Origin of the sequence: Spirosoma utsteinense, from assembly GCF_014282275.1 — a bacterium.
In the GTDB taxonomy this organism is placed as follows: domain Bacteria; phylum Bacteroidota; class Bacteroidia; order Cytophagales; family Spirosomataceae; genus Spirosoma; species Spirosoma utsteinense.
In genome coordinates this window covers 1-24,843 of record NZ_VFIA01000021.1, presented here as the reverse complement: position 1 = coordinate 24,843, position 24,843 = coordinate 1, and the positions used below count along the sequence as shown (strand labels likewise).

Genomic DNA, 24,843 nt, shown 5'->3' with positions numbered 1-24,843 from the left:
ATACTATACTACGTTTGTAGTATTTTGGCGGTTGACCCGTGTGGATAGGGATACGTAATTTTTACGGTCGTACCCCGGGCCGACGAGTCAATTTCGCAGTTTCCGCCCGACTCCCCCATGCGGTTATGCATGTTGCTCAGCCCATTTCGCAGCCGGGTTCGTTCGTTGGCAACAAACCCGTTCCCGTCGTCACTGACTTCAATGATCAACCGATCGGTCTGGGGTCGAATCGTCAGCGACACCTGTGTTGCCTGAGCATGCTTAACCACGTTATGGAGCGCTTCCTTCACGGTCAGAAATACATTTCTGCGGTCAGCGCCCCGAATGGCAATTTCCTGGGGCCACTCCTGAACGTGGGTCTGCAGGTGCAGGTTTGTGTTGTCGATGAACTCGCTGGCATACGCCCGCGTGTAGGCGATCAGCCCGTTGAGGTTATCATTCCTGTTATTCAATGACCAGATAATTTCGTTCATGGCGGTGACCATCTCGGTCGAAATGCTGGAAATCTTTTCAATTTCGGGCGTGGTTGCCGCTCCCATGCGTGTTTTAACCACTTCGCTTAACAGGCCGATAGCTGTTAGCGATGCACCAAGATCGTCGTGCATTTCTTTGGCAATCCGCAGCCGTTCCTTCTGCTGTCCCTGTAGCTCCGACTGCACGACAGCCAGCGCATGTTCGCGTTCGGCAGCCAGCAGCGCACTGGCCGACGCACGCTGGCGCTGGCGGGAGTACAAATAGGCAAATACCAGTCCGGCCACCACCAGAAACCCGATCAGGGCCGCTATCCATATCCATAAATTCTGGCGTTGACGCGCCTGCTCCAGCTGATCGATCTGAACCTGTTTCCGGGCCAGTTTTTGTCCCGCTTCGGCCTGTCGCAGCTTCAGTTCGTAGTCTTCCAGAAGTGTTTTAGCCTCCAGGGTCGACAGCGAATCTTTCGTTTCCATGTACTTATCATACCAGGGAATAGCGGCTTTATAGTTGTGTAAGCCCAGATTTGCGTTCGCGTATTCACGGTATATGTTCCTGAATTCGGATAGTCCCACGTGGTGCTGTCGGGCCAGGGCGTAGGCCTTGTCCAGCAAGGATTTGGCTAACCCATACTGCTTCATTTCGTTGTAGGTCTCGGCCTTCCCGGCCAATAGATGAAGCTGCTGCAACGGGTTGTCCAGCAAACGATTCATCCGCAAGGCACTTTCGTAGTAATAGAGTGATGAATCCGGGCGGGCGAGTTCTTTATGCAGGTTGGCCAGGTTACCGTATAGCGCGGCCATGAAATGAATGTCTTTGTCGGGATCGAGCAGGGATTTTGTTTTCCGGAAGTAAGACAGCGCCAGTTCCAGCCGGTTCTGTTTCATGTAAACGGAGGCCAGGCTATGGTAGTCCACAGCAAGCTCCTGATTCGAACTACGGGCTATCCGATCGTTGGTAATAGCCCGGTTGAAATACGTCAGTGCCTGGGGATATAATCGTTCGGCTTCATACATAAGCCCCAGGTTCTGGTAAAGTGCCGCTGCCTTTTTACGATTCTTATGGGCCAGCATGAAGGGAGCAGCCTGCTTAAAGTGCCGAATGGCCTCTTTGTTTTTACCCTGTTCTTTAGCCGATTGTGCCATCGCAAAATAGCAGATACTCCGGTACTGTTGTGAGGTATCACGCAGCGCGCGCTGCAAACCTGTTGCCGCTAATTTGTATGATTCTTCATGACGACCCAGCAGGTCGAGCAAATACGTTGTCAGGCGGATACTCTCGAAATATCCTTTCGAGTAGTCAATTTCGGCAGAGAAGGCCAGTGCTTTCTGGTAATCGTCCAGCGCCTTTTGAGGCCGCTGAAGTTCGACGGCTTCTGCTTTCCTGAGAAGCGTCATTATATAACTGGTGTCGGTAGGGTTGGGTACAGACTGGCCCAGGCTGGTGCTGTCAATCCCACTCAAAAAAAACACTAAAATCAGAAGTCGGTTTACCAGCATACGTATGTGAAAGCGCGCGAAGGGTTCCTTGACAAATATAAAGACTATCGGTTTAGACGGGTAGTAGCTATCGAACGTGAGAGCAGAAGCGATGCAATGCTTAATTTTGTGATACCTGCCTGATGAACCCGGGAAGAATTCAACCGCCACATGGCCGAAAGTAACGATCTCCCGCCTGACACCGACGTTGCACAACGCGTTTAGCAACCCAGTACACTACTTAACAGCCACGTTTCATGAAAATCCTTTTAGTTGAAGACGAAGAGCGGTTAGCTTCTTTTATCCGCAAAGGTATGTCGGCCGAAGGCTACGAAGTTGAAGTGGCTTATGATGGGCGCACCGGCCTCTCGCTGTTTCGTCGGGATATTTATGATATCATCATCCTGGATGTCAATCTGCCGCAGATGAATGGCTTTGATCTGTGCCGGTTGATCCGCTCAGAAAACGAGAGCCTTCCCGTATTGATACTAACCGCGCTGGATAGTATGGCCGACAAGTCGGATGGCTTCAATGCCGGGGCCGACGATTACCTGGCCAAACCATTTGAATTTCAGGAGTTACTGCTACGGATCAGGGCGTTGACGCGCCGGAACGGCTCCAAGCCCAAGCAAATACTACGGCTGGCCGATCTGGAACTGAATCTGGATAGTAAAACCGTAACACGCGCGGATAAACGCATTGACCTGACCACCCGCGAATACGCCCTGGTAGAATATATGATGCTCAATAAAGGAAAGATCATTTCGCGGGTAGACATCGGCGAACGGGTCTGGAGCCTCAATTTCGATAACAACAGCAATGTAATCGACGTGTATATCAGCTACTTACGCAAGAAGATCGATAAAGGTTTTTCGCCCAAGCTGTTACATACCATTGTTGGAATGGGGTATGTTCTGCGGGAAGATTAAGAACGTGGTGATTTGTAACGGTAAGGTGGCCTTCATTCCGCGTTTCATAAACAAACAGGCGGCCTGAAGGCCACCTTACGTAAAAACCTCGATATACTTTCGTGCTCATTCGCAATCGCCTGACCCTCATTTTCACATTGCTGGCAACAGCTATTCAACTCACGCTGTCACTGCTGGTGTGGTACTTCTACTCCTTATACCGACAGGAGGAATTTTACAGTCGGCTGGAGTCGAAAGCCCGCGTGGCCGGACGGGTGCTGATTTCCCGGCGGCACCTGCACGATGATTTCTTCAGAAACATGGTACGCACCGATCTGCTTACGATCGTGGAGGAGCAGATCAGCATTTACGATAACCGGCACAAGCTGGTATTTACTAACCGGACCCTGAAGGAATCGGAGTATTACAAAGAAAAGATACCGCTGCTGGCCGCCGATCCACTGTTTGAGTTTAAAAGTGGCCATCTCGAATCTATCGTAATCCCATTTCGGGATCGGGGACAGCTGTTTTACATCTTTGCCTCCGGCTACGACCGCATTGGCTTTGCCAAATTAGGCACCCTGCAACAAATCATGCTGCTGGCTAACCTGCTGGGTTTTGCCCTAATCGTACTGGCCGGGTGGTATTTTTCCGGTCGGGTACTGAACCCCATCTCGCAGATTGTAGACGAAGTGGAGCAGATTACGGCCACGCATCTCTACAAACGGGTGAATGAAGGCAATCAGCGGGATGAAATTGCCCAGCTTGCCATGACGTTCAACCAGATGCTTTTCCGGCTGGAGGATGCGTTCGTCTCCCAGCGCAGCTTTGTCTCCCATGCGTCCCACGAACTCCGCACCCCGCTCACCAACACCCTGGGCACCCTGGAAACGTCCCTGCGGTATGACCGGAATCCAGCTGACTGGCGCGACAGTATGGAAATTGCCGTCGAAGAGCTGAAAAAAGTGATTTCCCTGACCAATGGGCTGCTTGGTCTGGCTAAAGTTACCGACGGAGCCGTGGCCCTGACCGTTGTTCAGGTAGACGATTGCCTGCTTACCGCCATCGGGCAAGTGCAGTCCAAGTATCCAGGCCGGAATCTACCGCTTCAGTTTTCGACCGACGACGAACAGTTGTTCACGGTGAAGGGCAATGCAACGCTGCTAACGACTGCGTTTCTAAACGTGCTAGACAATGCCTGTAAATATTCCGACGAAGCGGTAGCGGTACAATTGCAGGTGCAACAGGAACTGATCAGCGTCATCGTCACCGACCGGGGGCGGGGTATTTCTGAAGCAGATGCCGCTCATATTCTTGATCCGCTCTACCGGGGAGAAAATGTAGCCGGCGTGCCCGGTTATGGTATTGGTCTGGCCGTAACGCAGAAAATTATTGACTTACACCAGGGGACCCTGCACATTACCTCCCATGTAAACCAGGGAACAACCGTTACTATTCAGTTGCCGAGTCAGCTGTAAATGGGTTTGATTGTGTCTCAGAAAAACGCTCCGTACTACTAGAATAACAGGAAAATGCGGATTTTAACACCTTTTAAATTTGGCTCTTAACAGCATAAATTGTGACTATTTTACTATAACATACTATCCATTAAGTCCGGGTTCTGGGCAAACAGCCAGTTAAATTACTTATTAACAGCATTTTATACAGAAAACCAGAAAATAGTTAAAATAGAGGTTTGGACAATTTTAATGTGTTCTAATTTCCCTCTCACACGGTTTTAATGTTACCGGGCTTGCTTTGTGTCGAAGCATTACGAACACAAGCATGCAACGCCGGAATTCTCCATCGATCTTACTCTATAGTTTTGGACTGGCATTAGCCCTTTCACTAGGGTTCAATGGCTTCCTGGTATATGAGCAAAGCCATCGGCTGGGCCTTAATGACTATGAGCTCGGCTATACCGTTCATCCGGTCAATCTCCTGGCCTGGCAACAGCAACTCTCCGATTGCAAACGGGCCAACGAGCAGAAAGACAGTCTGATCAGCCGGTTGGAGCAAACGCCTAACGCCCCTCCGGGTCAGGCGGTTATCGTTCACCACATGTCTTCACGGTAGTATCCTCCCATCCCACAAAAATTATCAAATAGGTTCGTGTAAAACATAGGAATGTTATGAAAAGAATTCACATCCTGATGAGCTTGTGTGCCCTGTTGTACGTTACAGGCTGTTCAACCAAAGCAGAAGAAAAGAAAGAAGAGGAAATCAAATTCCTGGTTACAAGTCCGTTGCAGAAAGACACACTGGCAACAAAAGATTATGTATGTCAGGTCCATTCAATCCAGCACATTGAAGTAAGAGCTTTAGAAAGAGGCTACCTGCAAAAGATTTTTGTGGACGAAGGGCAGTACGTAAAAAAAGGGCAGCTTATGTTCCAGATCATGCCCGTGCTCTACAATGCCGAACTGCAAAAATCGCAGGCTGAAGCCAACTACGTAGGTATCGAACTCCAGAATACCAAGCGGCTGGCCGATAGCAACATCGTATCGAAAAACGAACTGGCGCTGGCCAGCGCCAAATTCGACAAGGCAAACGCCGACGTAACACTGGCTAAAACGCACTTGCAGTTTACCGAGATACGCGCCCCCTTCAGTGGGATCATGGACCACTTTCAGGTACGATTGGGAAGCCTCCTCGATGAGGGAGATTTGTTGACTACCCTGTCGGATAACAGCCAGATGTGGGTGTATTTCAACGTGCCGGAAGCCGAATACCTCGACTACAAGACCCACCACGACGACAACATGAAGCACGTAAACCTGGTGATGGCAAACAACGAACTGTTCGAGCATCCCGGCGAAGTTCAAACCATTGAAGCCGACTTCAACAACGAAACCGGCAACATCGCTTTCCGGGCTACTTTTCCCAATCCCAAAGCGCTCCTGCGCCACGGCGAAACGGGTAGTGTTCGTATGACGGTACCGCTGAAAAATGCCCTGATCATCCCGCAGAAAGCCACCTTCGAAGTACTGGAAAAGAAGTATGTCTATGTCGTCGATAAGAACAACGTGGTTCGGTCGAGGGAAATAGGCATAGCCGCCGAGATGCCGCACATTTTCGTTGTTCAGTCCGGTTTGACCAAGGGCGACAGAATCCTGCTGGAAGGCTTGCGTCAGGTGAAGGAAAATGAAAAAATCCGCGTCAACTACGTGCAGCCTGCCTCTGTCATCTCGAATCTGAGTCTATACGCCGAGTAATCAACAGTCTAAAAAGTCGAAGACATGTTCAATAAATTCATACGTAGACCTGTATTCGCGATCGTGATTTCGATCATGATCGTCTTTGTAGGTATACTGTCTATCAGAAGCTTACCAATCTCTCAGTTTCCTGACATTGCGCCGACAACCGTAAATATATTCATTGCCTACCCTGGTGCCAGTGCTGATGTACTGGTCAAATCCACACTGATTACCCTGGAGCAGGCGATCAACGGGGTTCAGGATATGCGCTATATCGCGACCGATGCAACCAGTGCCGGTGAGGCTACCCTGCGTATCATCTTCGAGCCGGGTACAGACCCCAACACGGCCGTTATCCGGGTGAAAACAAGGGTAGACCAGGTTATGCCCCTACTGCCCGAACTGGTGCAGCGCGAAGGGGTTATTATTTCGCCCGTTCAGCCCAGTATGCTGATGTATGTCAACCTCTATTCCAAGGAAAAGAGCATTGACGAAAAATTCCTGTTTAACTACGCTACCGTTAAAATGATCCCTGAAATTCAGCGGACCAAAGGGGTAGCCAGGGCGCAGATTCTGGGTAGCCGTCGCTATGCGATGCGCGTTTGGCTCAACCCCGAACGGATGCGGGCCTACAACATCTCGACCGAAGAAGTCATGAAGGCGATCGGTGAGCAGAGTATCATTGGTCGGCCGGGCCGGATTGGTCAAAGCTCCGGTATAGCCGCTCAGTCGCTGGAATATGTGCTTACCTATAAAGGGCGGTATAACAAGCCGGAAGAGTACGAAGGAATCATTGTACGGGCCAATGCCGCCGGTGAAAGCATCCACCTGAAAGACATTGCCCGGGTCGAGTTGGGAAGCGAATTCTTCGATATCTATTCCAACCTGGACGGCAGCCCGTCGGCCGCTATTGTCCTGAGGCAAAACTATGGCAGTAACGCCAGTGATGTTATTGCCGAAGTGAAGAAGAAGCTCGATGTGATGAAGGAGTCTTTCCCGCCGGGGGTAAACTATAAAATCAGCTATGACGTATCCAACTTCCTGGATGCGTCGATCGAGCAGGTAATTGATACGCTACGCGACGCCTTCATCTTGGTAGCTCTGGTTGTGTTCCTATTCCTGGGCGACTGGCGCTCTACGCTGATTCCGATCCTGGCGGTTCCGGTATCCCTGATCGGCGCATTCTTTGTGATTCAGGCGTTTGGACTGTCCATCAACTTAATTACCCTCTTCGCGCTGGTACTGGCTATCGGTATCGTGGTCGATGATGCTATCGTGGTGGTGGAAGCGGTACACGCCAAGATGGAAGAAGAGCCGCATTTAACGCCGTTCCGGGCCGTTCAGAAAGTGCTTGGCGAGATCAGTGGCGCTATTATCGCCATTACGCTGGTGATGGTATCAGTATTCCTGCCGATCTCCTTCATGTCGGGCCCGGTGGGTACTTTCTACCGGCAGTTCTCCATCACTATGGCCAGTTCCATTGTAATTTCGGCCCTGATCGCCCTGACGCTGACGCCCGTACTGTGTGCCATGTTGCTGAAAAACCATCATGGACATCCGCCCAAGAAAAACGTACTGACCCGGGCGCTCGACAGCTTCAACCGGGGATTCGATAAAATGACGGGCTGGTACGTGGGCTTGCTGAGATTAATTGTCAGCCGCCGTTTCGTTACGTTCGCCATCCTGATTGGTTTCTGCGCGGGAATCGTTGTCGTGAATAAAATTCTGCCTGCCGGCTTTATTCCGAACGAAGACCAGAGTACGATCTATGCCATTATCCAGACGCCCCCGGGCTCGACGCTTGAAAAAACGAACGAGGTGTCCCGGCGGCTCCAGAAGATTTGTGAAGAGGTTCCGGGTATCGAATCGGTATCGTCGCTGGCTGGTTACGAGATCATGACCGAAGGACGGGGTTCTAACGCCGGTACCTGTCTGATCAACCTGAAAAGCTGGGGAGATCGCGATAAGAACGTGAAGGAGATCATGGAAGAGCTGGAGGAGAAATCGAGAAACCTCGGCGCGACGGTCGAGTTCTTCGAGCCACCGGCTATCCCCGGCTTTGGTACGTCGGGCGGTTTCTCGATGCGTTTGCTGGACAAAACGACCGATACGGACTATAGCGAGTTCGACAAGATCAACAAGCAGTTCATGGAGAATCTGGGCAAGCGTAAAGAGCTTACTGGCCTGTTTACCTTCTTTGCCGCGAACTACCCGCAGTACGACCTGGAGATCGACAATAAGCTGGCCATGCAAAAGGGCGTGTCTATAGGTAAAGCGATGGACAACCTGAACATCATGATCGGTAGTACCTACGAACAAGGGTTTATCAAGTACAACCAGTTCTTTAAAGTGTACGTGCAGTCGGACCCCAGCTTCCGGCGGCTTCCAACCGATCTGTTGAAGCTGTTTGTCAAAAACGACGCAGGTGAAATGGTGCCTTACTCGGCCTTTATGCACCTGAAGAAAGGGCAGGGACCAAACGAGATTACCCGCTTCAATTTGTACAACTCAGCCGCCATTCAGGGCCAGCCCGCCAAGGGATACACCACCGCCGACGCCATTCAGGCCATCCGGGAAGTATCTGCCAAAACGTTGCCAAAGGGCTATGACATCGCTTTCGAAGGCCTTTCGTACGACGAAGCGAGCCGGGGCAATGAGGCTCTTTTCGTGTTCCTGATCGTGTTGTCGTTCGTCTACTTTGTATTGGCTGCCCAGTACGAAAGCTTCATCATTCCACTGGCCGTCGTGTTATCACTGCCGGTTGGGGTCTTTGGTTCGTTCCTGGTGTTGAAGATGATGGGGCTGGAGAACAACATCTACGCCCAGATCGGACTCATCATGCTGATTGGTCTGTTGGGTAAAAACGCCGTACTGATCGTGGAGTTTGCCGTTCAGAAGCGACAGCAGGGCGAAACGATCCTGAACGCAGCCATTGAAGGAGCCCGGGTTCGTTTCCGTCCTATCCTGATGACTTCCTTCGCCTTCGTGGCTGGTCTGATACCGCTCATCACTGCATCGGGAGCGGGCGCTATCGGTAACCGTACCATTGGGGCTTCTGCCCTGGGGGGTATGCTATTCGGAACCATTTTCGGGGTCATCATCATCCCCGGACTGTACTACATATTTGGCAGTCTGGCCGATGGTCGCCAGATGATCAAAGATGAAGAGTCCGATTCGTTGTCCGACAGTCTGGTCCATCAGCTGGACGAATTTCCTGTAACAGAAGAAAGTACGAGCCATGTTTAAAAAACGCATATATACTTGCCTGGGCCGCGTCGGCCTACCGGTAGCCTGCATGATGTTAGCGATAACGTCATGCAAAACCCCGGCATTGGTTGGAAGAATAGAAAACAGAAACGTTCCTGCCCGTTACAACACGGGTGACGATACGCTCAATACGGGTAAGGCCGGGTGGCGGGAATTTTTCACCGACCCCCACCTGACAGCCCTGATCGATACGGCCCTGGGAAACAACCAGGAGTTGAACATTACGTTGCAGGAAATTCAGGTGGCCCAGAACGAGATAAGAGCCCGAACCGGGGAGTATCTGCCGTTTGTGGGGTTGCAGGCCGGTGCCGGTGTCGACAAGGTAGGGCGCTACACCCGACCCGGTGCCATTGAGGAGAGTACGGAAATCAGGCCCGGCCATAATTTTCCCAACCCCCTGCCCGATTTTCTGTTATCGGCCAATGCCTCCTGGCAGGTCGATATCTGGAATAAGCTGCACAACGCCAAACGGGCAGCCGCCCTCCGGTATTTGTCCTCCATAGAAGGGAAAAACTTTACCGTCACGAACCTGGTTGCCGAAATCGCCAACTCGTATTACGAGTTGCAGGGTCTCGATACGCAGCTGGATATAGTCAAGCGAAACATTGACATCCAGACCAATGCCTTGTCCATTGTCCGGATAGAAAAAGAATCGGCCAAGGTGACGGAGTTAGCCGTACGTCGGTTTGAAGCGCAGGTACTGCGTACCCAAAGTCTTCAATTCGATATTCAGCAGCGCATTACAGAAACAGAGAACCATATCAATTTCCTGGTGGGTCGGTTTCCGCAGCCTGTGTCGCGAACAGCGCAGGACGTCAATACGATAGTGCCCGAAATCATGCATGCCGGTATCCCCTCGCAGCTATTGCAAAACCGGCCTGATATCCGGCGGGCCGAGCGCGAACTGGAAGCCGCCAAACTGGATGTTCAGGTGGCCAGAGCTAACTTTCTTCCGTCGCTGGACCTTTCGGCAGCCGTAGGTTTTAATTCGTACAAGCCAACTCTTTTACTGAGTCCCGAATCATTTCTGTATTCGCTGGTTGGCGGCTTTGTTCGGCCATTGGTCAACAGGAATTCCATTAAAGCCATCTATTACAGCGCCAATGCAAGGCAGATTCAGGCCGTTTACAATTACGAACGGACCATTCTGAATGCTTATGTTGAAGTGGCTAACCAGGTCGCCAACATCAATAACCTGCAAAAGAGCTACGATCTGAAAGCCCGGCAGGTGGAAGCCCTCATCCAGTCGACCAATATTTCCAATACGCTCTTCAAATCGGCCCGGGCCGACTATATGGAAGTCCTGCTGACCCAGCGCGATGCGCTGGAATCACGGTTCGACCTGGTCGAAACGAAGGTGCAGCAACTCAACGCCATGGTCAATACGTACCGGGCCCTGGGTGGTGGCTGGAAATGACGCCATTAACCTATCAGAAAACCAGTTGAGAACAGACTGACTGATTTTCACTCAGGCGTGTATCGGGCGGGTTTTACGGGGCGGTCATTTCAGGAACCATCCCGTAAAACCCGCCCGATCATTGTTGGTAAAGCCGTCTGAATTTATGTATTGAACGTAACTCGTGAAGCCACTGCCTAAGCAATTCAGTTGGTCTGTAGGCTACTGGAAATTAAGCGAATGGGAGCCTTTTTGAATTTTATTTGTTGCTCCCTTAAGCAGCGCCATTCTGCTGCGACAGAAGGGCTGCTGATCAAGAAACAAATCAACATAAAGTATACGCTATGAGTCAATACACAGAGATACCTGACACCTCAGATAGCAATTACTGGGAGCTGAAAGTTAAAAACAACGGTGACCGCAGTACCACGTTTATTCCGAGAGATAAAGAGCTACACCACGCGCTAAAAGTTAAAGCGTGGAAGGTTATTCAATCAGGGCAGACGAAAAGAACCCGAACCAAAGCGTAGTTTCTTTCTACCAGCAATACAAAAAAAGGCCAGGCTAACAAGGTTGTTAGTCTGGCCTTTTTGTATTCGGAGTGATACGATGGCAAGTGTGACCAACTAGCAAATCAAGCATATCTACCTACCTGATCGACTTTACTTACTATTAACTTTTGGGTCTTTTACGTATTTGTATTTAGTAAAAACCATAAACTAACATCATGAGTATATGTACATTTATACCTAAAAAATTAATTAAATAGTTTATGTACTTCTTTTCCTACCTACATTCTTTTACGTACTTTTATGATTACGCTCAGCGGTTAGCCCGTTAATCGATACCTACCGTAACGTCTTTTTTTACTTTCTGGCATTTATGAACGCCGGTTCACCTGTATCGCTGACCGATCAATCACTGTTCGAGACAGCCCTTCAGTATTCAGCCAACGCCATAGCCCTTTGCGAAACCGTACGCGATGACGCAGGGACTATCGTCGATTTCCGGTATTTACTGATCAACCAGCGGTATGAGCATTTCACGACACACAGTGCTCAGGAAATTCAGGGGAAGCTAGCCACCACGCTGTTTCCAAACGCACTGGCTCACGGTATCTGGCAACACGCGGCCGAAGTCGTACTGACGGGTCAGGTATACCGGCAGGAAATTCACTACACGACAACCAAAGGCTATACGGGCTGGTTCGATGTAACCATCGACCGGTGGGAAGAGCGCGGAATCGTTATTTCATTCATGGAAATAACGGATCAGAAGGTACGCCTGCTCGCCGAACGCCAACAGGCTGAACTGCTTCGGGAAGTTGTCTATAACTCGCTGAATGGCATTTGGGTACTGGAAGCGGTGCGCAGCGCGAACGGCAGCATCATCGATTTCCGGTTCCTATTGTCTAACCGGGCTGGCAACCTGCTGCCAACTATGTCGGCAGAAGACGTATCGAAGACCACCTTGCTCAAGCTGCTGCCGGCAACGCATCGGATGCCCTTTCCGGGCAACAAAACACAAACTATCTTCGAGCGCTACCAGGAAACGGTCAACACAGGTGTACCCATCACGTACGACATCGATTATCAGCAGGATGGATTGACAGGCTGGTACTGGTTTGCCGTTAACAAGCTCAACGACGGTCTTATCCTGACCTTCCTCGACATTTCCGACCTTAAGCAAGCCCAACAGCAACTGGAGCGGTCAAACCGTGAACTGCGGCAAACAAATCAGAATCTGGAGCAGTTTGCCTATGTCTCGTCGCACGATCTACAGGAGCCGCTACGGAAGATCCAGTCTTTTGGCGACCTGCTCACAAGCCGACTGGGTGATAGCGCCGACCAGGATATTAGCGACATTGTCAGGCGGATGCAGGGATCGGCACAACGGATGCAGGGACTGGTGAAAGATTTACTGGCTTACTCCCGCGTGACAACCCGGCAGGAGGAGTTTGGGCTGGTACTGCTGAGCCGGGCACTAACCGAGTCGCTCGACGATCTGCAACCGTTGATCGAAGAGAAGCACGCCGTCATTGAAGTCGATTCGCTCCCGGCCATAATCGGCAATGCCGCTCAGTTGCGTCAATTATTTTTCTGCCTCATCAACAACGCGCTGAAATTCCACCAGGCCGGCAAAGCACCCCGAATCGATATATCGGCCACGGTGGCTGCGAGTGATGACCTCCCGCTGACACTTGCCGAGACAGGACGCCGGTATGTGGCGGTATCTATTGAGGATGATGGTATTGGGTTCGACGAGAAATACACAGATCGTATTTTTACCATCTTTCAACGGCTACACGGTCGCGGCAAATATGACGGCACGGGTATTGGCCTGGCCTTGGCCCGGAAAATCACGGAAAATCACAGTGGTACGATTACAGTGCGCAGCAAACCAGGTCATGGCGCTACGTTCACGGTCTGGCTCCCAACCCACTAAGTAAAAATACAGTTACACCCTTTCGAACAAGTTGCAAATGACTGGTCTATCGGCTAACTTTCCAATAAGTTAGTACCGTGGCTCAACGAAGTGACTTATGAAAGGCTTATCTGGCATGCCTACCGATGATCCGGCTCAATTACGGGCAGCGCTCAATTTATCCGGAAACGGCATTTTGCTGTTCCGTTGTTTACGGACGGCAACCGGAAGCATCCAGGCATTTCGGTTAACGCTGGCTAATCGAAAAGCCGAAGCACTGGTAGGGTTGGACGAGCTGGCCATGCAGGGGCAAACACCAGAAGATCTTTTCCCGCATACATTATCGACCCAGATCTGGGATCATGCCCGTCATGTGGTCGATACCGGCGAGCCTTTCGAAACAGAAATCAGTTACCGGGCCGTGAACCAACCCCATGATGGCTGGTTCACGCTCTCGCTTCAACCCTACAACGACGGCATTGCCGCTTCACTGTCCGACATTACAACGATCAAACGTCAGTCGCATCTGATTGAAAGTGTCCTGAATGGATCGATCAACGGGATGATCGCCTATGAAGCCATGCGCAGAGAGCCAACGGCTACAGGACCCGGCGAGTTGTATGACCTGCGCATCCGGCTGGCCAACGAAGCGGCTGCCCGTATTACGGGCATACCACTACCCCAGCTTATAGGCAGCACGCTCCTGACCCAGTTCGCCGACAGTCGGGAGTCGGACGTCCTGGCTCAGTATGCCTACACGATCGAAACCGGCGAAACCCAGCGAATCGACAGCCAGTTTACCTTCGATGGACTGAAAGGCTGGTACGATATCCTGTTCAGCAAACTGGGCGATGGTGTACTGACGACGTTCGTTGATACGACAGCCATCAGGCAGAGTCAGCAGGAACTTCAGAAAACAGTCGACGATCTACAACGCTCGAATCAAAACCTGGAACGGTTTGCCTATGTAGCAAGCCATGACCTACAGGAGCCATTACGCAAGATCCAGTCATTCGGAGAAATGCTGAGTCAGCAGCCCGAAGGGGGACTGAGTACCTACAGCCTGGGTCTGGTCAGGCGGATGCAGACAGCCGCCAGCCGCATGAACACCCTTATCCATGACCTGCTGGCATTCTCACGGCTCTCGTCGCAGAAGCAACCCTTCCAGCAGGTCGACCTGCAGCGTCTCCTTCAGCTGGTCTTAAGCGACCTGGAAACTGCTATTGAGGAGAAACAGGCTGACCTTGAGGTGACGTCGCTCCCCTTTGTTTTGGGTGACGAAACGCAGTTACAGCAGCTCTTGCAGAACCTGGTAAGCAACGCTCTGAAATTCGTAAAAGGCCCTGAAAATGGAGACGGCGAAACCCCTCCCCGGCCGCATATCCGGATCGACTGCCAGCGTTTGCCGGGTCATGAAATCAGTACACTACCCGGCCAGGAAGTAACTGCATCTGACCAGAACCGGCCCTTTTTCGCTATCAGCATCAGCGACAATGGGATTGGCTTCGATGAGAAATACCTCGACCGTATCTTTACCATCTTCCAGCGGTTACACACCCGCAGCGAATACCTGGGCACAGGGATTGGGCTGGCCATTGTACAGAAGGTGATCGAAAACCACAACGGTTACCTGAATGCCCACAGCCAGTTGGGTCAGGGCGCTACCTTTACGATCTACCTCCCCGACGAGACCGCTCCCCTGTCACTGGAAAGCTTGATGGATAGTTATTGATCGAACACCAATCGTATCCAATCACCTCCTTCCGACGCACCGTCAATACCGCTCGTTACTTTCGTCTTCCTCTTGGGCGAGTTCCGTGATTTCGTTATCGAGTTCATCATCCGACAAATCGTCGCTTAGCAAATCTTCGGGTATATCGTCCAGGTCTTCGTCGTTGGATACACCGTCTGTTGCGTGCATAGCGGTGGCCGTATCTGTGTATAGAAGCGTGTCCGTCGCTTCGTCATCGCCCGGGTTCATGACATCGGGTTCGTTGTTGACGCCCAGACCCGCATACACGATCGAATCCATCTCGTCATTGTTTTCGGGCATATTGGTGTTCTGGGGCGACATCCCCTCCAGTGGTCCACCCGACTGGTCGGCGGGCTGCTGATCGGCGTTATTGTTATTTTCCATGACGTTGGGTTTCTGCTATGTTAGTCTATAAACGGCAGACAAAAAGACTTGACACGGTCCATTCGCTTACCGTCTGTAAAACGCCAGTCCCAGGGAAGTGTTTCAGGAAAATACTATTTCCAGACAACTACCTTTTGCACCTGCGCTGGCCGGTTGTCGGCCGATAACCTTAGCAGGTAAGTGCCGTCAGGCAGGTTGCCCAGGTCGATGGTCGTTTCTGTATCGGCCTGAACCACCTGGCCGCTCAGCATCTGCTGTCCCGAAAGCGAGAGCAGTTCGATACGACCGGTATGGGGCGCACGGACGGTCATGTACCGTTCCGTTGGATTAGGAAATACCCAGGGTCCGGCAGGCTCTTCTGTCACGCTCGTAATAACCACTTTCTGGGACGTGTTTCTAAGGTAGCGAAGCCCCCCCGTTACGCTGCCTACCATAAGGTCGGGCAGTTGGTCGCCATCGAGATCGGCCATACCGGCGACAAGTCCTTTGCCCGGTACCCCCGTAGCTGTCAGCGAATCGAGCAGCACCAGCGACTGATCGATCGGGTTAGGAAACTGATAGACCCGCAGCTGGCCACTGTTGGTTGCCACCAGCAATTCGTTTTTCTGATCACCGTTCAGGTCGGCAATAACCAGCGATCGGGCACCCGTGAAGCGGTCGAGCGGGAAACCCCCGAAACTTTGGTTCTGCAGTTGAAACGTAGGACTGGCAACCGTTCCCGCATTGCGCAGGTAATGGATCGTACCATCACTTTTACCCAACAGCACGTCGGGTTTACCATCGCGGTCTACATCGGTCACAGTGGGCAGATCGCCCGGAATCATCCGGTCGGGGGTAGGCCAGCGAATAGCCGTTGCCGCATTGTATTGAACAGCCGCGCCTTTGGGGGCCGTATTGAGAAAAACCCGCATTTCGGTGCCGTTTGCCGTAAGGACGAGGTCCAGGCTACCGTTGGCATCGACATCCACAAAAGCAGGCAGCACATTGGTCAGCGCTATGGATGCGGTCAGGCCCAGGTAATCGGTCGTGACGAGTACGAACGACGGAGCCTGGGTTGTGCCTTTGTTTTCGAACTGCCAGAGACCCGCCCGGTACCAGGTAGCGGTTCGGGCACCCGCATACCCAATCAGCAAATCCACATCGCCATCTCCGTCGAGGTCGGCCAGCGCCGGGGCCGCCCCCTCGCCCAGATCGAGCATGTCGTGTTGCAAAAAATCCTTTTGAACCAGTTGAAAGGTAGGGGCCTGGCTGGTGCCCGTATTCGTATACAACCAGCCCGACGCCCGGAAATCGAAAGCCTGGTTCTCGTTGGCCGTCATGTTGGGCGATGCCAGCAGATCTTTCTTACCGTCGCCGTCGACATCCTCCAGAAAGGTAGCCGGAAAAGCAGGAAACACGATGGGATTACGGGCCGGAAATAGGCTGTCGAAGGCCGTAAAATTGGCGTTGCTGGTGTTGGGACCACCGCTGCGAACGCGGGCCAGATTGGAGCAGGTGACGAACCCGAACAGCAGGTCTTTGTTGCCATCGCCATCGGTATCGAGTACGGTCAGCGTGTTGCCCGAATGCAGCGGACGGGCGTTGGGCGACGGGCTGGCCAGCTTCGCGCCGGGAACCGCCTGACCTAACTCGCCCCCACATTCCAGCCCGAAGGTGAAGTCGTTGCAGAAGTTTTTCTTAAAATGTCCCCAGCATACACCTGAGGTACGCTTAAAGTCGAGTCCATCTTTCCGGCCGGTTCGTTCGACGCTCATGTTCTGATTATAGGCCACCTGGTCGCCGGTTGGGTCGAATGTCAGCACGTCGATATCGCCGTCATCGTCATAATCCAGAATGGCGGGCAAGTCGGTACCGGCTACGTAAAGCGGCAGTCGGCTGCTGTAGCCTTCTGTCATAACCGGGTCGGCTACGGACCGGAACACAACCTGGCCATTCTGCGATTCGTTGCGAAAGACGCGCATACTGCCCGATCCGTGGGTAAACAGATCTTTTCGGCCATCGCCATCGTAATCGACCAGCAACAGCCAGTTGTAGACCACCGGGAAATTGGCCTCGTAAGCAGGTGCGTGCTGCCAGGCAACCCCCTTGCCGGTGGGACTATCGATGGCGACGAACGTACTGACTTTGTCGGTTGTCCGATCGAACACGACCAGATCATCGCGGTCATCGCTGTTGAGCCGCATGGTCGAGTACTGGGTCGCGTTCAGTCCGCCAGCCCACGGATTGAGCAGTGTTCGGCCCTCCAGGCTAACAGCCGGGCGCTGGTCGTACTGAAAAGAAAAGGGTCTTGTCGCCGTTTGTTGGGCATAGACACCAACGGCAAGCAGCCAGCCAATGAGCGTAAACGCCTTTTTCATCTATCTTTGAGGGGTTCCAATAGCGATCCGGCCCCAACAGGATACCGGACAGGAACGCTACTCTTACAACGACGAACATTCCCGTTTGTGATGCTTTCAACCGAACAACTCTATTCTAAATTTCTGGAATGTACGGGCGTGTCGACCGATACGCGCCGGATTACGCCCAACTGCCTGTTTGTGGCCCTGAAAGGCGACACCTTCAATGGGAATACCTTTGCCGAGCAGGCGCTGGCCTCCGGTGCCCGCTACGCCCTTGTCGATGATCCTGATGTGGCCGACCGGGGCGTGGGCGGACGCTGCCTGCTCGTTTCGGATGGGCTGCTGGCTTTGCAGGCGCTGGCCCGGCACCACCGCCAGACCTTTACGTTTCCCGTGGTGGGCCTGACGGGTTCGAACGGAAAAACGACGACCAAAGAGTTGATTGCGGCCGTTCTGGGCAAAAACTACCGCACCTATGCTACCGTTGGCAACCTTAACAATCACATCGGGGTACCGCTAACCCTGCTGGCCATCACGGAACAGTATGAGATTGCCGTTGTCGAGATGGGCGCCAACCACCAGAAAGAAATCGAACTCCTCTGCTCCATTGCCCAGCCCACGCATGGCCTGATCACGAACGTTGGAAAAGCCCACCTCGAAGGGTTTGGTGGCATCGACGGGGTTCGCAAAGGAAAGGGTGAACTGTATGACTACCTGGCGCAGCATGGCCAAACCGTTTTTATCAACTCCCGCGACACAACCCTGACGGCCATGTACCGCGAACGGCTAAAGACGATCCGTTCTGAAACCACTTTTGCCGAGGCTATTTTCTACCCGGGCGAACCTGTTCACCTCGTTCAGGAGTCGCCGGTGGTGGTATACCGCGATACGGCCCACGATCAGGACGTGACCACCCACCTCCCCGGCCGCTACAACTTCGAGAACATGCTGGCGGCCCTGGCCATTGGGCAGTATTTTGGCGTTTCGCCCGCCGAAGCCAATCGCGCCATTGCCGACTACAATCCTACCAACAACCGCTCACAGGTGATCGTAAAAGGCACCAACACCATTTTACTGGACGCCTATAACGCCAATCCAAGTTCGATGACGGCTGCTATCCGGCAGTTTGCCGCCACACCCGCTACGAAAAAAGTGGTGATTCTGGGCGATATGTATGAACTTGGTAACGAAAGTGAAGCCGAACACGCGGCCCTGGGTCAGTTGATTGCCGGATGCCACTTCGACGTGGTGATCCTGGCCGGCCAGGATATGAAACATGCGCTCACGTCACTGCCGCAGGCCTATTATATTCCCGACAAATTTTCGCTCCACAACTGGCTTATGGATCACCCCATGACCGATACGCATATTCTGGTCAAAGGATCGCGCGGAATGGGCCTCGAAAGTGTCGTGCCGTTCTTATAGAATAGAGAACCTGTTTAGGATTTCTGGCAGGATGCTACAGTATCCCGGACGGCCACGTCCGGGCAAGAAAAAACTATTTACACCCGGACGTGGCCGTCCAGGATACTACAGCATTCTGTTAGTAACTCTGAATCTGTTCAGAGTAAACGACGCAATAGAACTTCTTCATAGGTTATGAGATACATTGCCTGCCTTGTGTTGCTTACCATTGGTGTTCGTGCCTTTGGCCAGTCCTATCCCTTCGAAAAAGATATTCAGGCGTTTGAAAACCAGGACCGGCAAAGCCCGCCCCCTGCCAATGCCATTCTCTTCACCGGCAGCTCATCGATCGTATACTGGAATAATCTACAGTCCTACTTCCCGGAAAAAGTAGTACTGAAACGTGGCTTCGGCGGCTCCGAACTCAGTCATGTGCGCCACTTCGCCGACCGGGTCATCATTCGCTATCAGCCCAAACAAATCGTACTCTACGCCGGAGAAAACGATATCGCCACCGGCAAACAGACCGCCAGGCAAACCTATGCCCGCTTCGTCGATCTGTTCCGGTACGTCCGAAAAAAGTCCCCTAAAACAACGTTTACCTTTCTGTCCATCAAGCTCAGCCCATCACGCCGGCAGTTCTGGCCTGCCATGGACGAAGCTAACCGGCTCATTCGCCGGTTCCTGGCTAGGAAATCCAATACGCAGTTCGTCGATATCCGGCCGGCCATGCTTGGTTCCAACGGTCAACTCCTGAGCCAAATTTTCCGGCCAGACAGCCTGCACATGAACGAAAAAGGCTACCAGCTGTGGGCACCGGTGCTGAAACCGTATCTGAAGTAAAAAGCTACCCGTCCTGCCGATACCCGTTACGCAGACGATGACCACTACCAAGGGCTACGCATAGGGCTTGCTGCCGCGACCGACAACCCGCCCGGCAAGAGTGTGACCACTACCAGGGGCTTTGCCCACTGGCAGGGTGCGCGAATAACCCTGCCAGTGGGCAAAGCCCCTGGTAGTGGTTATCGTCTATCGTCAATAATCATACATAAGACCTGACACATCGACTTGCCCGAAATGGAGCCAGCGAAGCGCCTGATAGTGATATTTAGGTGCCGTATTATCTAATCCCCTTTAATTTACCGTTTACTAAATGATTGTATACTAAAGCTTGCATCTACCTGCTGAAAGCAATACCATTACAAGATCAATGCACACGTACATATGAGGGCAATATTCATTTCCCCGTATGCTGCTGTCCCACCGAACGATCTTGATTCCACAGGCTAAACTTCTTCGCGTTTTTAAACTCTTCCGGCTCCTCAACCAGCAGCCGGGCCGCACCGTCAGCCAACTGGCCGAGTCCCTGGATCTGACCGACCGATCGGTCTACCGTTAAATTCACTTTCTGGAAGAAGTAGGCTACTCCATCGATTCGCATCCCGCCACCAACCGCTATTTTCTGGCCGGGCACCATTCGGCCCAGTCCGGTGCGCTCACCGAAGAAGAATCCGATTTGATTCGGCAGGCGCTGACGGGCGTAGCCATGTCGAATCCGTTACTGACCGCCATACGGCAAAAACTCTTTCTCAGCAGCACCCTCCTCCCCCTGGCCGACGGCCTCACCAACATTCATCAGGCTCAGGTGGTGGGTCAACTGGCCGAGGGTATTCGGGACCGGGTTCAGGTTCGGCTGCTTCGCTATCACTCCGCCAACTCCAACACCATCAGCGACCGCCTGGTAGAACCCCTCGCCTTTACCGACGGCTACGCTACGCTGGAAGCCTACGAACCAGCTTCCGATACGGTCAAGATATTCAAGACCAAACGCATCGAAGCCATCGCGCTGACCGACCACCCCGCCGGTCAGTACCCCTCCAACACGGTTCAGGACTTGTTCGACTGGACCGGCCCATGCTGGCTTCCCGTCGACCTTCATCTCTCCCATCGGGCCTACTGTCTGCTTATTGAAGAGTACCCGGCCGCTCGGCCCAATACCTACGAGCGCCCCGGCGAATCGCCCTTCCGGTACGGCTGGCAGGGCCTCGTACGCGACTGGCGGGGCATTGGCCGGTTTGTGCTGGGCCTGCCGGGAGAGGTAGCCGTTGTGCGTAGCGATGACTTTCGAACGTATCTACAGAAACGGGTGACGGAGTTCATTTTCTGAGCGACACAAGTTGTCACTCACCTTTTCGTACTTCGTTTTATTAATCAGTAAGCGGCCTGCTTCGTTGGCCTATCCACCCGTAACTACGTATGCAATTTCGACTAACCTTACGCCCTGTTGCCAGCCAGACGCTGGTTCCGTTCAATTACGCGTATCGACTCAGTGCGTTCATCTATGCCGTACTGGCCGACGCCGATAAGCAATACGCCGACTTTCTGCACGGGAAAGGCTATGAGTTTTCGAGCACCCGCCGGTTTAAGCTGTTCACCTTTTCGGATCTGATCATGCCCAATGCGCGGCTGGATATGAAAGCGGGTGGCCTGTGGATCAACTCGCCCCATATCGAGTGGGTAGTTAGTTTCTATGTCGATACAGCCGCCCAGCATTTCATCATGGGCCTGTTTCAGGACCAGCGCTGTGTGATTGCCTCGCCTAAACACCGGGCCAATCCAGGCCGGGCCAATCCAGGCCGGGCAGAGTTCATTATTGAGCGCGTAGAAGCCGTACCGGTAGAGATCAGGAGCCAAACAGTGCAGCTCAGAACCTTATCGCCGGTGGTAATTGCCGAGAAAGATGCGCGGGGAATGGATCAATACCTGCATCCGTCCGACGAGCAGTTTGGGCCGTTGCTTGTCTCGAACGTACTAGCAAAATACAGCAGCATACAAACAGCCGTACCAGCAGGCGAGGCTCCTGCCGATAGTATAGACGCCGGTTCGCTAACCTACCGGCTACTGGCGAATGCAGGCCGCCAGGCAGCTCAGCCCAAGTCAAGATTAGTAACGATTAAGGAAGGATCGCGGGAGGAGACAAAGGTGCGAGGCTATTACGGCTTCATGTTTGAGTTAAGCGGCCCGAGCGAGTTACTGGAACTGGCTGTTTTGGCGGGCGTGGGGCGGTATAACGCCGAAGGGTTTGGGTGTGTAGGGGTAAAATAAAAAAGCAAGCCCTCTCAAAACCGTGCTAATGCAACCCCCAACTTGAGCTGAGTTTTAGTACTTGAGCCGACTTGCTTAGTGACAAAAATAAATAAACTTCATTCATAAAGAGCTATTCATACTATCCTCCCCTAAATAGATGACAATTTTTAGAGATTATACCGGCAGTGCCATGCTCAATAACGCACTGCAAACAATCGAAGCGTTGGCGGGGCAGCGAATTAGTTCTGTTGATGCTGATTCGTTACTTAAACTGTTCAATGATCCATACCAAGACGGATTGCACACGCTCACAGGCCTGAACAAGCGGCTGAAAAGCTACACAATGCTTTTCTCAAAGAATGGACCATTGTTCAATGACAAAGAGTTTGGTGAGGCCATTTACAAGCAACTAATCACCAGTATTTTGTCAAATGCAGAAAATGAAGGTCCATATACCTGTGAACTATCAGGGCTACGATTTAAGACAACATTTGAAATTTTTTATGAACAGACACTCCGTAAGGTGGGCTTTCCCGCTAGTAAGATTGGCGGGAAAGACAAAACTGTAAATAGGTGTTGGTTTCCATTATTAGGTGGTTTGGGATCAGATGCTCAGGCATTACCACAGGCTAAGTATGCGATTACGGTACATCCGGCTTGTTTAGCTATTATGCAGTTTTTGCCTTTGTCTGCGGTACTTTACAAAGGTGGTATTCTCCTTATTGACGCATCTAACGAGGATTTATCCAAACGGTTAATTGCTGACCACGTTTCGTTGATAAAAAGCAAGATAACAGCGGGTTCGGCAAACTCACCAGTCGATAATATCAAGGATTTTACGAAAGGTCATTATTTACTTAGGGCGTTAGCTATTCTTGCTGATAAAGAACGCGACGATGCCATCACAGCTTTCAATCTGTGGTGTTTTACAAATTCAGGCACCGGAGCTAGTTGTGAAATTGATCGTATTCCAAATCAGCTTATTCATGACCTCCGCAGTCTCTACAAAAATCCTTCCCTGCGCCCAACGCTGGAAACTATTCTGAAAAACTCCAAACTTCAGTCTGACTTTTTAGAAAGCTTGGAAGGGCACCTTGATTTTTATGGTCTTTATCCCAACAAAAACTCAGAGGGTGTATCTATTCGTTTCTATGAAGCTTATCAACAGTTGATTGGAAATGGAGAAAGACTCGGCTATGCCAAATATATTGCTTACCTACTAGGCAAAGAAGAATGGAATAAAAATCAACACAAGTTTTTAAGCAAAACGGATGCGCCAACCAGCGATTATGCCCTATACAAAAGCATGGTTTATGAAGCATTAGTAGGAGCCGCGAGCCGAAAGGAGTGGCATTGGGCGCATCATATTTCAATCCTAAATTCTCCTGATAGAATTCCGATAGATAGTACCATTAGTCGAATGTATCGAATGGTTCATTTCTATTATTCAACGTTATCGGTCGAAGATGACGTAGCTACGCCCATCATTCCCAACGTATCAACTCAAGCTGTTGGGCAAGCTGCTAATCTGTTCTTTCAGGTGATAGGTGAAGATAAACGCAACTATTCCAGCCGTTGGGTAGGGTCTCGATATCAGGAAGTAAATCCGTTGCCATTATTAATTCGTGAGGGTAGCAGGTTCTATGATTTGGATATAATCTGCGCATTATTATTTGATTCGGAGAACCGGCAAACAGCCTATGGCTTACGGGACGTCGTACGTATTTATCTCAATTACCACTCTAATGAACCACTCCCAAGATTAGATACTCAGACCACGAATCTGCTTCCTGCTCCGAGTATTGAGCAAACAGCTTATCTGAATAAACTACGCGATTTCGCTAATGAATACATAATGTATTATCGTGACGGACGAAGTAAAGGCAAAATGGATGAAGAGAAGTTTCGACAGCATGTGCTGATTCCCATGCGTCATGATAGCTTCCAGGTTGTGCAGTGGCTAGATACGGTTAGCGAAAGCATGGCTAAAACAATTAACAATTTAACAGGTCAGTCCTTTGCGCCATCACTCTCTGCTGAAGAAATTTTGTACGATTATACAGGTCGATACAATCACTCATTTACTCGCTTTGTTCTAGAGTATTTATTAAATCAATTCTATCACCAATTAACACTTATCCCTACAACAGTTTAATATGGCAACGCTTAATAACATTACGGGTGCTCTAGTTATCGACGGCACGGCCGCTTTCTTGAATGGTGCTGGCTTGGGTGCTGGCGAAGATCGCAATAAAGTTGTTCCAAAAGTATTTGAGGAAATGATCAACGGTCGACGGGAAAAAGTGCCCTATGTATCGGCGCAAGCATGGCGTCGCTGGCTCCGGAATACCTCTAATGAAGAAAATAGCTGGACGCCCAGCGACCTACAGGCTATCGGTGTCTCTAAAAAGGGAACGACAAACAAAATTTCTACGCTTCTCGACCCAATTGCGTACCCTGAAGACGACTTGTTCGGCTATATGCGTAGTGGTGGAAATGACAAATCTGCGGCAAGTGACGAGGAAGACGAAGATGAAGCACCTACAAAGACCAAAGCTGAAAGTGTTCAGCGTACATCGCCGTTCAAATGTTCTATTCTTAAAGGTATTCGCGGGAAGCGCGTGTTATAGATCCGTGAATTAGTCTGTGAAGAAAGCGATTTCCTTTTTGCGAAAAAAACAACGGATGCGTTTGCGATCAGCCTGTAAATAATGAACCTCTTCCAGCACGGCGGC

At 51.5% G+C, this 24,843-nt stretch carries 18 protein-coding genes; 14 read left to right on the top strand and 4 right to left on the bottom strand.

Features of this window, described 5'->3' with window-relative positions:
* Window positions 1-8: 8 nt before the first annotated feature.
* Window positions 9-1,934, bottom strand: coding sequence for a tetratricopeptide repeat-containing sensor histidine kinase (locus FH603_RS16735; protein WP_235985482.1), 1,926 nt, complete (start codon window positions 1,932-1,934; stop codon window positions 9-11).
* 272 nt (window positions 1,935-2,206) lie between these two features.
* Here FH603_RS16735 and FH603_RS16730 point away from each other — a divergent pair, with 272 nt between their 5' ends.
* The 8 genes from FH603_RS16730 to FH603_RS16695 all read left to right on the top strand — a co-directional run bounded on the left by FH603_RS16730 (window position 2,207) and on the right by FH603_RS16695 (window position 14,873).
* Window positions 2,207-2,878, top strand: coding sequence for a response regulator transcription factor (locus tag FH603_RS16730; RefSeq protein ID WP_186738690.1), 672 nt, complete (start codon window positions 2,207-2,209; stop codon window positions 2,876-2,878).
* A 101-nt stretch (window positions 2,879-2,979) separates the two neighbouring features.
* Complete coding sequence (locus FH603_RS16725; protein ID WP_186738689.1) at window positions 2,980-4,335, top strand: HAMP domain-containing sensor histidine kinase; 1,356 nt, start codon at window positions 2,980-2,982, stop codon at window positions 4,333-4,335.
* A 307-nt stretch (window positions 4,336-4,642) separates the two neighbouring features.
* Complete coding sequence (locus FH603_RS16720) at window positions 4,643-4,933, top strand: hypothetical protein (RefSeq protein WP_186738688.1); 291 nt, start codon at window positions 4,643-4,645, stop codon at window positions 4,931-4,933.
* Between the two features lie 56 nt (window positions 4,934-4,989).
* Window positions 4,990-6,072: an efflux RND transporter periplasmic adaptor subunit gene (locus FH603_RS16715; protein ID WP_186738687.1), complete on the top strand. Its 1,083-nt coding sequence runs from the start codon at window positions 4,990-4,992 to the stop codon at window positions 6,070-6,072.
* Between the two features lie 24 nt (window positions 6,073-6,096).
* Entirely contained in the window at window positions 6,097-9,300 is a 3,204-nt protein-coding gene (locus tag FH603_RS16710; RefSeq protein ID WP_186738686.1) for an efflux RND transporter permease subunit, read from the top strand.
* A complete protein-coding gene (locus FH603_RS16705; RefSeq protein WP_186738685.1) occupies window positions 9,293-10,738 on the top strand; it encodes a TolC family protein in 1,446 nt (481 codons plus the stop codon). The genes FH603_RS16710 and FH603_RS16705 overlap by 8 nt, the downstream gene beginning before the upstream one ends.
* 861 nt (window positions 10,739-11,599) lie before the next feature.
* On the top strand, window positions 11,600-13,162 hold the full coding sequence (locus tag FH603_RS16700; protein ID WP_186738684.1) for a sensor histidine kinase: 1,563 nt from the start codon (window positions 11,600-11,602) through the stop codon (window positions 13,160-13,162).
* A gap of 97 nt (window positions 13,163-13,259) precedes the next feature.
* Window positions 13,260-14,873, top strand: a complete 1,614-nt coding sequence (locus FH603_RS16695) for a sensor histidine kinase (RefSeq protein WP_186738683.1) — start codon at window positions 13,260-13,262, stop codon at window positions 14,871-14,873.
* A gap of 42 nt (window positions 14,874-14,915) precedes the next feature.
* Here FH603_RS16695 and FH603_RS16690 read toward each other — a convergent pair whose 3' ends face one another.
* Window positions 14,916-15,278, bottom strand: coding sequence for a hypothetical protein (locus FH603_RS16690; RefSeq protein ID WP_186738682.1), 363 nt, complete (start codon window positions 15,276-15,278; stop codon window positions 14,916-14,918).
* 113 nt (window positions 15,279-15,391) lie between these two features.
* Window positions 15,392-17,635 carry a T9SS type A sorting domain-containing protein gene (locus FH603_RS16685; protein ID WP_186738681.1) on the bottom strand — a complete coding sequence of 748 codons (2,244 nt, stop codon included), beginning with the start codon at window positions 17,633-17,635 and terminating at the stop codon, window positions 15,392-15,394.
* 90 nt (window positions 17,636-17,725) lie between these two features.
* Between FH603_RS16685 and FH603_RS16680 the strand changes: the two genes are divergently transcribed.
* Window positions 17,726-19,042 (top strand): UDP-N-acetylmuramoyl-tripeptide--D-alanyl-D-alanine ligase, encoded by a 1,317-nt coding sequence (locus FH603_RS16680; RefSeq protein WP_186738680.1) that lies wholly within the window; start codon window positions 17,726-17,728, stop codon window positions 19,040-19,042.
* A gap of 174 nt (window positions 19,043-19,216) precedes the next feature.
* Window positions 19,217-19,864, top strand: a complete 648-nt coding sequence (locus tag FH603_RS16675; protein WP_186738679.1) for a GDSL-type esterase/lipase family protein — start codon at window positions 19,217-19,219, stop codon at window positions 19,862-19,864.
* A gap of 394 nt (window positions 19,865-20,258) precedes the next feature.
* Here FH603_RS16675 and FH603_RS16670 read toward each other — a convergent pair whose 3' ends face one another.
* On the bottom strand, window positions 20,259-20,498 hold the full coding sequence (locus FH603_RS16670; RefSeq protein WP_186738678.1) for a hypothetical protein: 240 nt from the start codon (window positions 20,496-20,498) through the stop codon (window positions 20,259-20,261).
* 39 nt (window positions 20,499-20,537) lie between these two features.
* Between FH603_RS16670 and FH603_RS16665 the strand changes: the two genes are divergently transcribed.
* The 4 genes from FH603_RS16665 to FH603_RS16650 all read left to right on the top strand — a co-directional run bounded on the left by FH603_RS16665 (window position 20,538) and on the right by FH603_RS16650 (window position 24,738).
* A complete protein-coding gene (locus tag FH603_RS16665) occupies window positions 20,538-21,188 on the top strand; it encodes a WYL domain-containing protein (protein ID WP_186738677.1) in 651 nt (216 codons plus the stop codon).
* A gap of 89 nt (window positions 21,189-21,277) precedes the next feature.
* On the top strand, window positions 21,278-22,126 hold the full coding sequence (cas6, locus tag FH603_RS16660; protein ID WP_186738676.1) for a CRISPR-associated endoribonuclease Cas6: 849 nt from the start codon (window positions 21,278-21,280) through the stop codon (window positions 22,124-22,126).
* Between the two features lie 139 nt (window positions 22,127-22,265).
* Window positions 22,266-24,263, top strand: coding sequence for a hypothetical protein (locus FH603_RS16655; RefSeq protein WP_186738675.1), 1,998 nt, complete (start codon window positions 22,266-22,268; stop codon window positions 24,261-24,263).
* Between the two features lies 1 nt (window position 24,264).
* Window positions 24,265-24,738, top strand: a complete 474-nt coding sequence (locus FH603_RS16650; RefSeq protein WP_186738674.1) for a hypothetical protein — start codon at window positions 24,265-24,267, stop codon at window positions 24,736-24,738.
* Window positions 24,739-24,843: the final 105 nt, after the last annotated feature.

Excerpts from the sequence above, each read along its gene's own strand:
- FH603_RS16730 (WP_186738690.1), top strand. The coding sequence starts at position 2,207 with ATGAAAATCCTTTTAGTTGAAGACGAAGAGCGGTTAGCTTCTTTTATC.
- FH603_RS16720 (WP_186738688.1), top strand. The coding sequence starts at position 4,643 with ATGCAACGCCGGAATTCTCCATCGATCTTACTCTATAGTTTTGGACTG.
- FH603_RS16715 (WP_186738687.1), top strand. The coding sequence starts at position 4,990 with ATGAAAAGAATTCACATCCTGATGAGCTTGTGTGCCCTGTTGTACGTT.
- FH603_RS16710 (WP_186738686.1), top strand. The coding sequence starts at position 6,097 with ATGTTCAATAAATTCATACGTAGACCTGTATTCGCGATCGTGATTTCG.
- FH603_RS16705 (WP_186738685.1), top strand. The coding sequence starts at position 9,293 with ATGTTTAAAAAACGCATATATACTTGCCTGGGCCGCGTCGGCCTACCG.
- FH603_RS16700 (WP_186738684.1), top strand. The coding sequence starts at position 11,600 with ATGAACGCCGGTTCACCTGTATCGCTGACCGATCAATCACTGTTCGAG.
- FH603_RS16695 (WP_186738683.1), top strand. The coding sequence starts at position 13,260 with ATGAAAGGCTTATCTGGCATGCCTACCGATGATCCGGCTCAATTACGG.
- FH603_RS16690 (WP_186738682.1), bottom strand. The coding sequence starts at position 15,278 with ATGGAAAATAACAATAACGCCGATCAGCAGCCCGCCGACCAGTCGGGT.
- FH603_RS16685 (WP_186738681.1), bottom strand. The coding sequence starts at position 17,635 with ATGAAAAAGGCGTTTACGCTCATTGGCTGGCTGCTTGCCGTTGGTGTC.
- FH603_RS16680 (WP_186738680.1), top strand. The coding sequence starts at position 17,726 with ATGCTTTCAACCGAACAACTCTATTCTAAATTTCTGGAATGTACGGGC.
- FH603_RS16675 (WP_186738679.1), top strand. The coding sequence starts at position 19,217 with ATGAGATACATTGCCTGCCTTGTGTTGCTTACCATTGGTGTTCGTGCC.
- FH603_RS16670 (WP_186738678.1), bottom strand. The coding sequence starts at position 20,498 with ATGGTGCCCGGCCAGAAAATAGCGGTTGGTGGCGGGATGCGAATCGAT.
- cas6 (WP_186738676.1), top strand. The coding sequence starts at position 21,278 with ATGCAATTTCGACTAACCTTACGCCCTGTTGCCAGCCAGACGCTGGTT.
- FH603_RS16655 (WP_186738675.1), top strand. The coding sequence starts at position 22,266 with ATGACAATTTTTAGAGATTATACCGGCAGTGCCATGCTCAATAACGCA.
- FH603_RS16650 (WP_186738674.1), top strand. The coding sequence starts at position 24,265 with ATGGCAACGCTTAATAACATTACGGGTGCTCTAGTTATCGACGGCACG.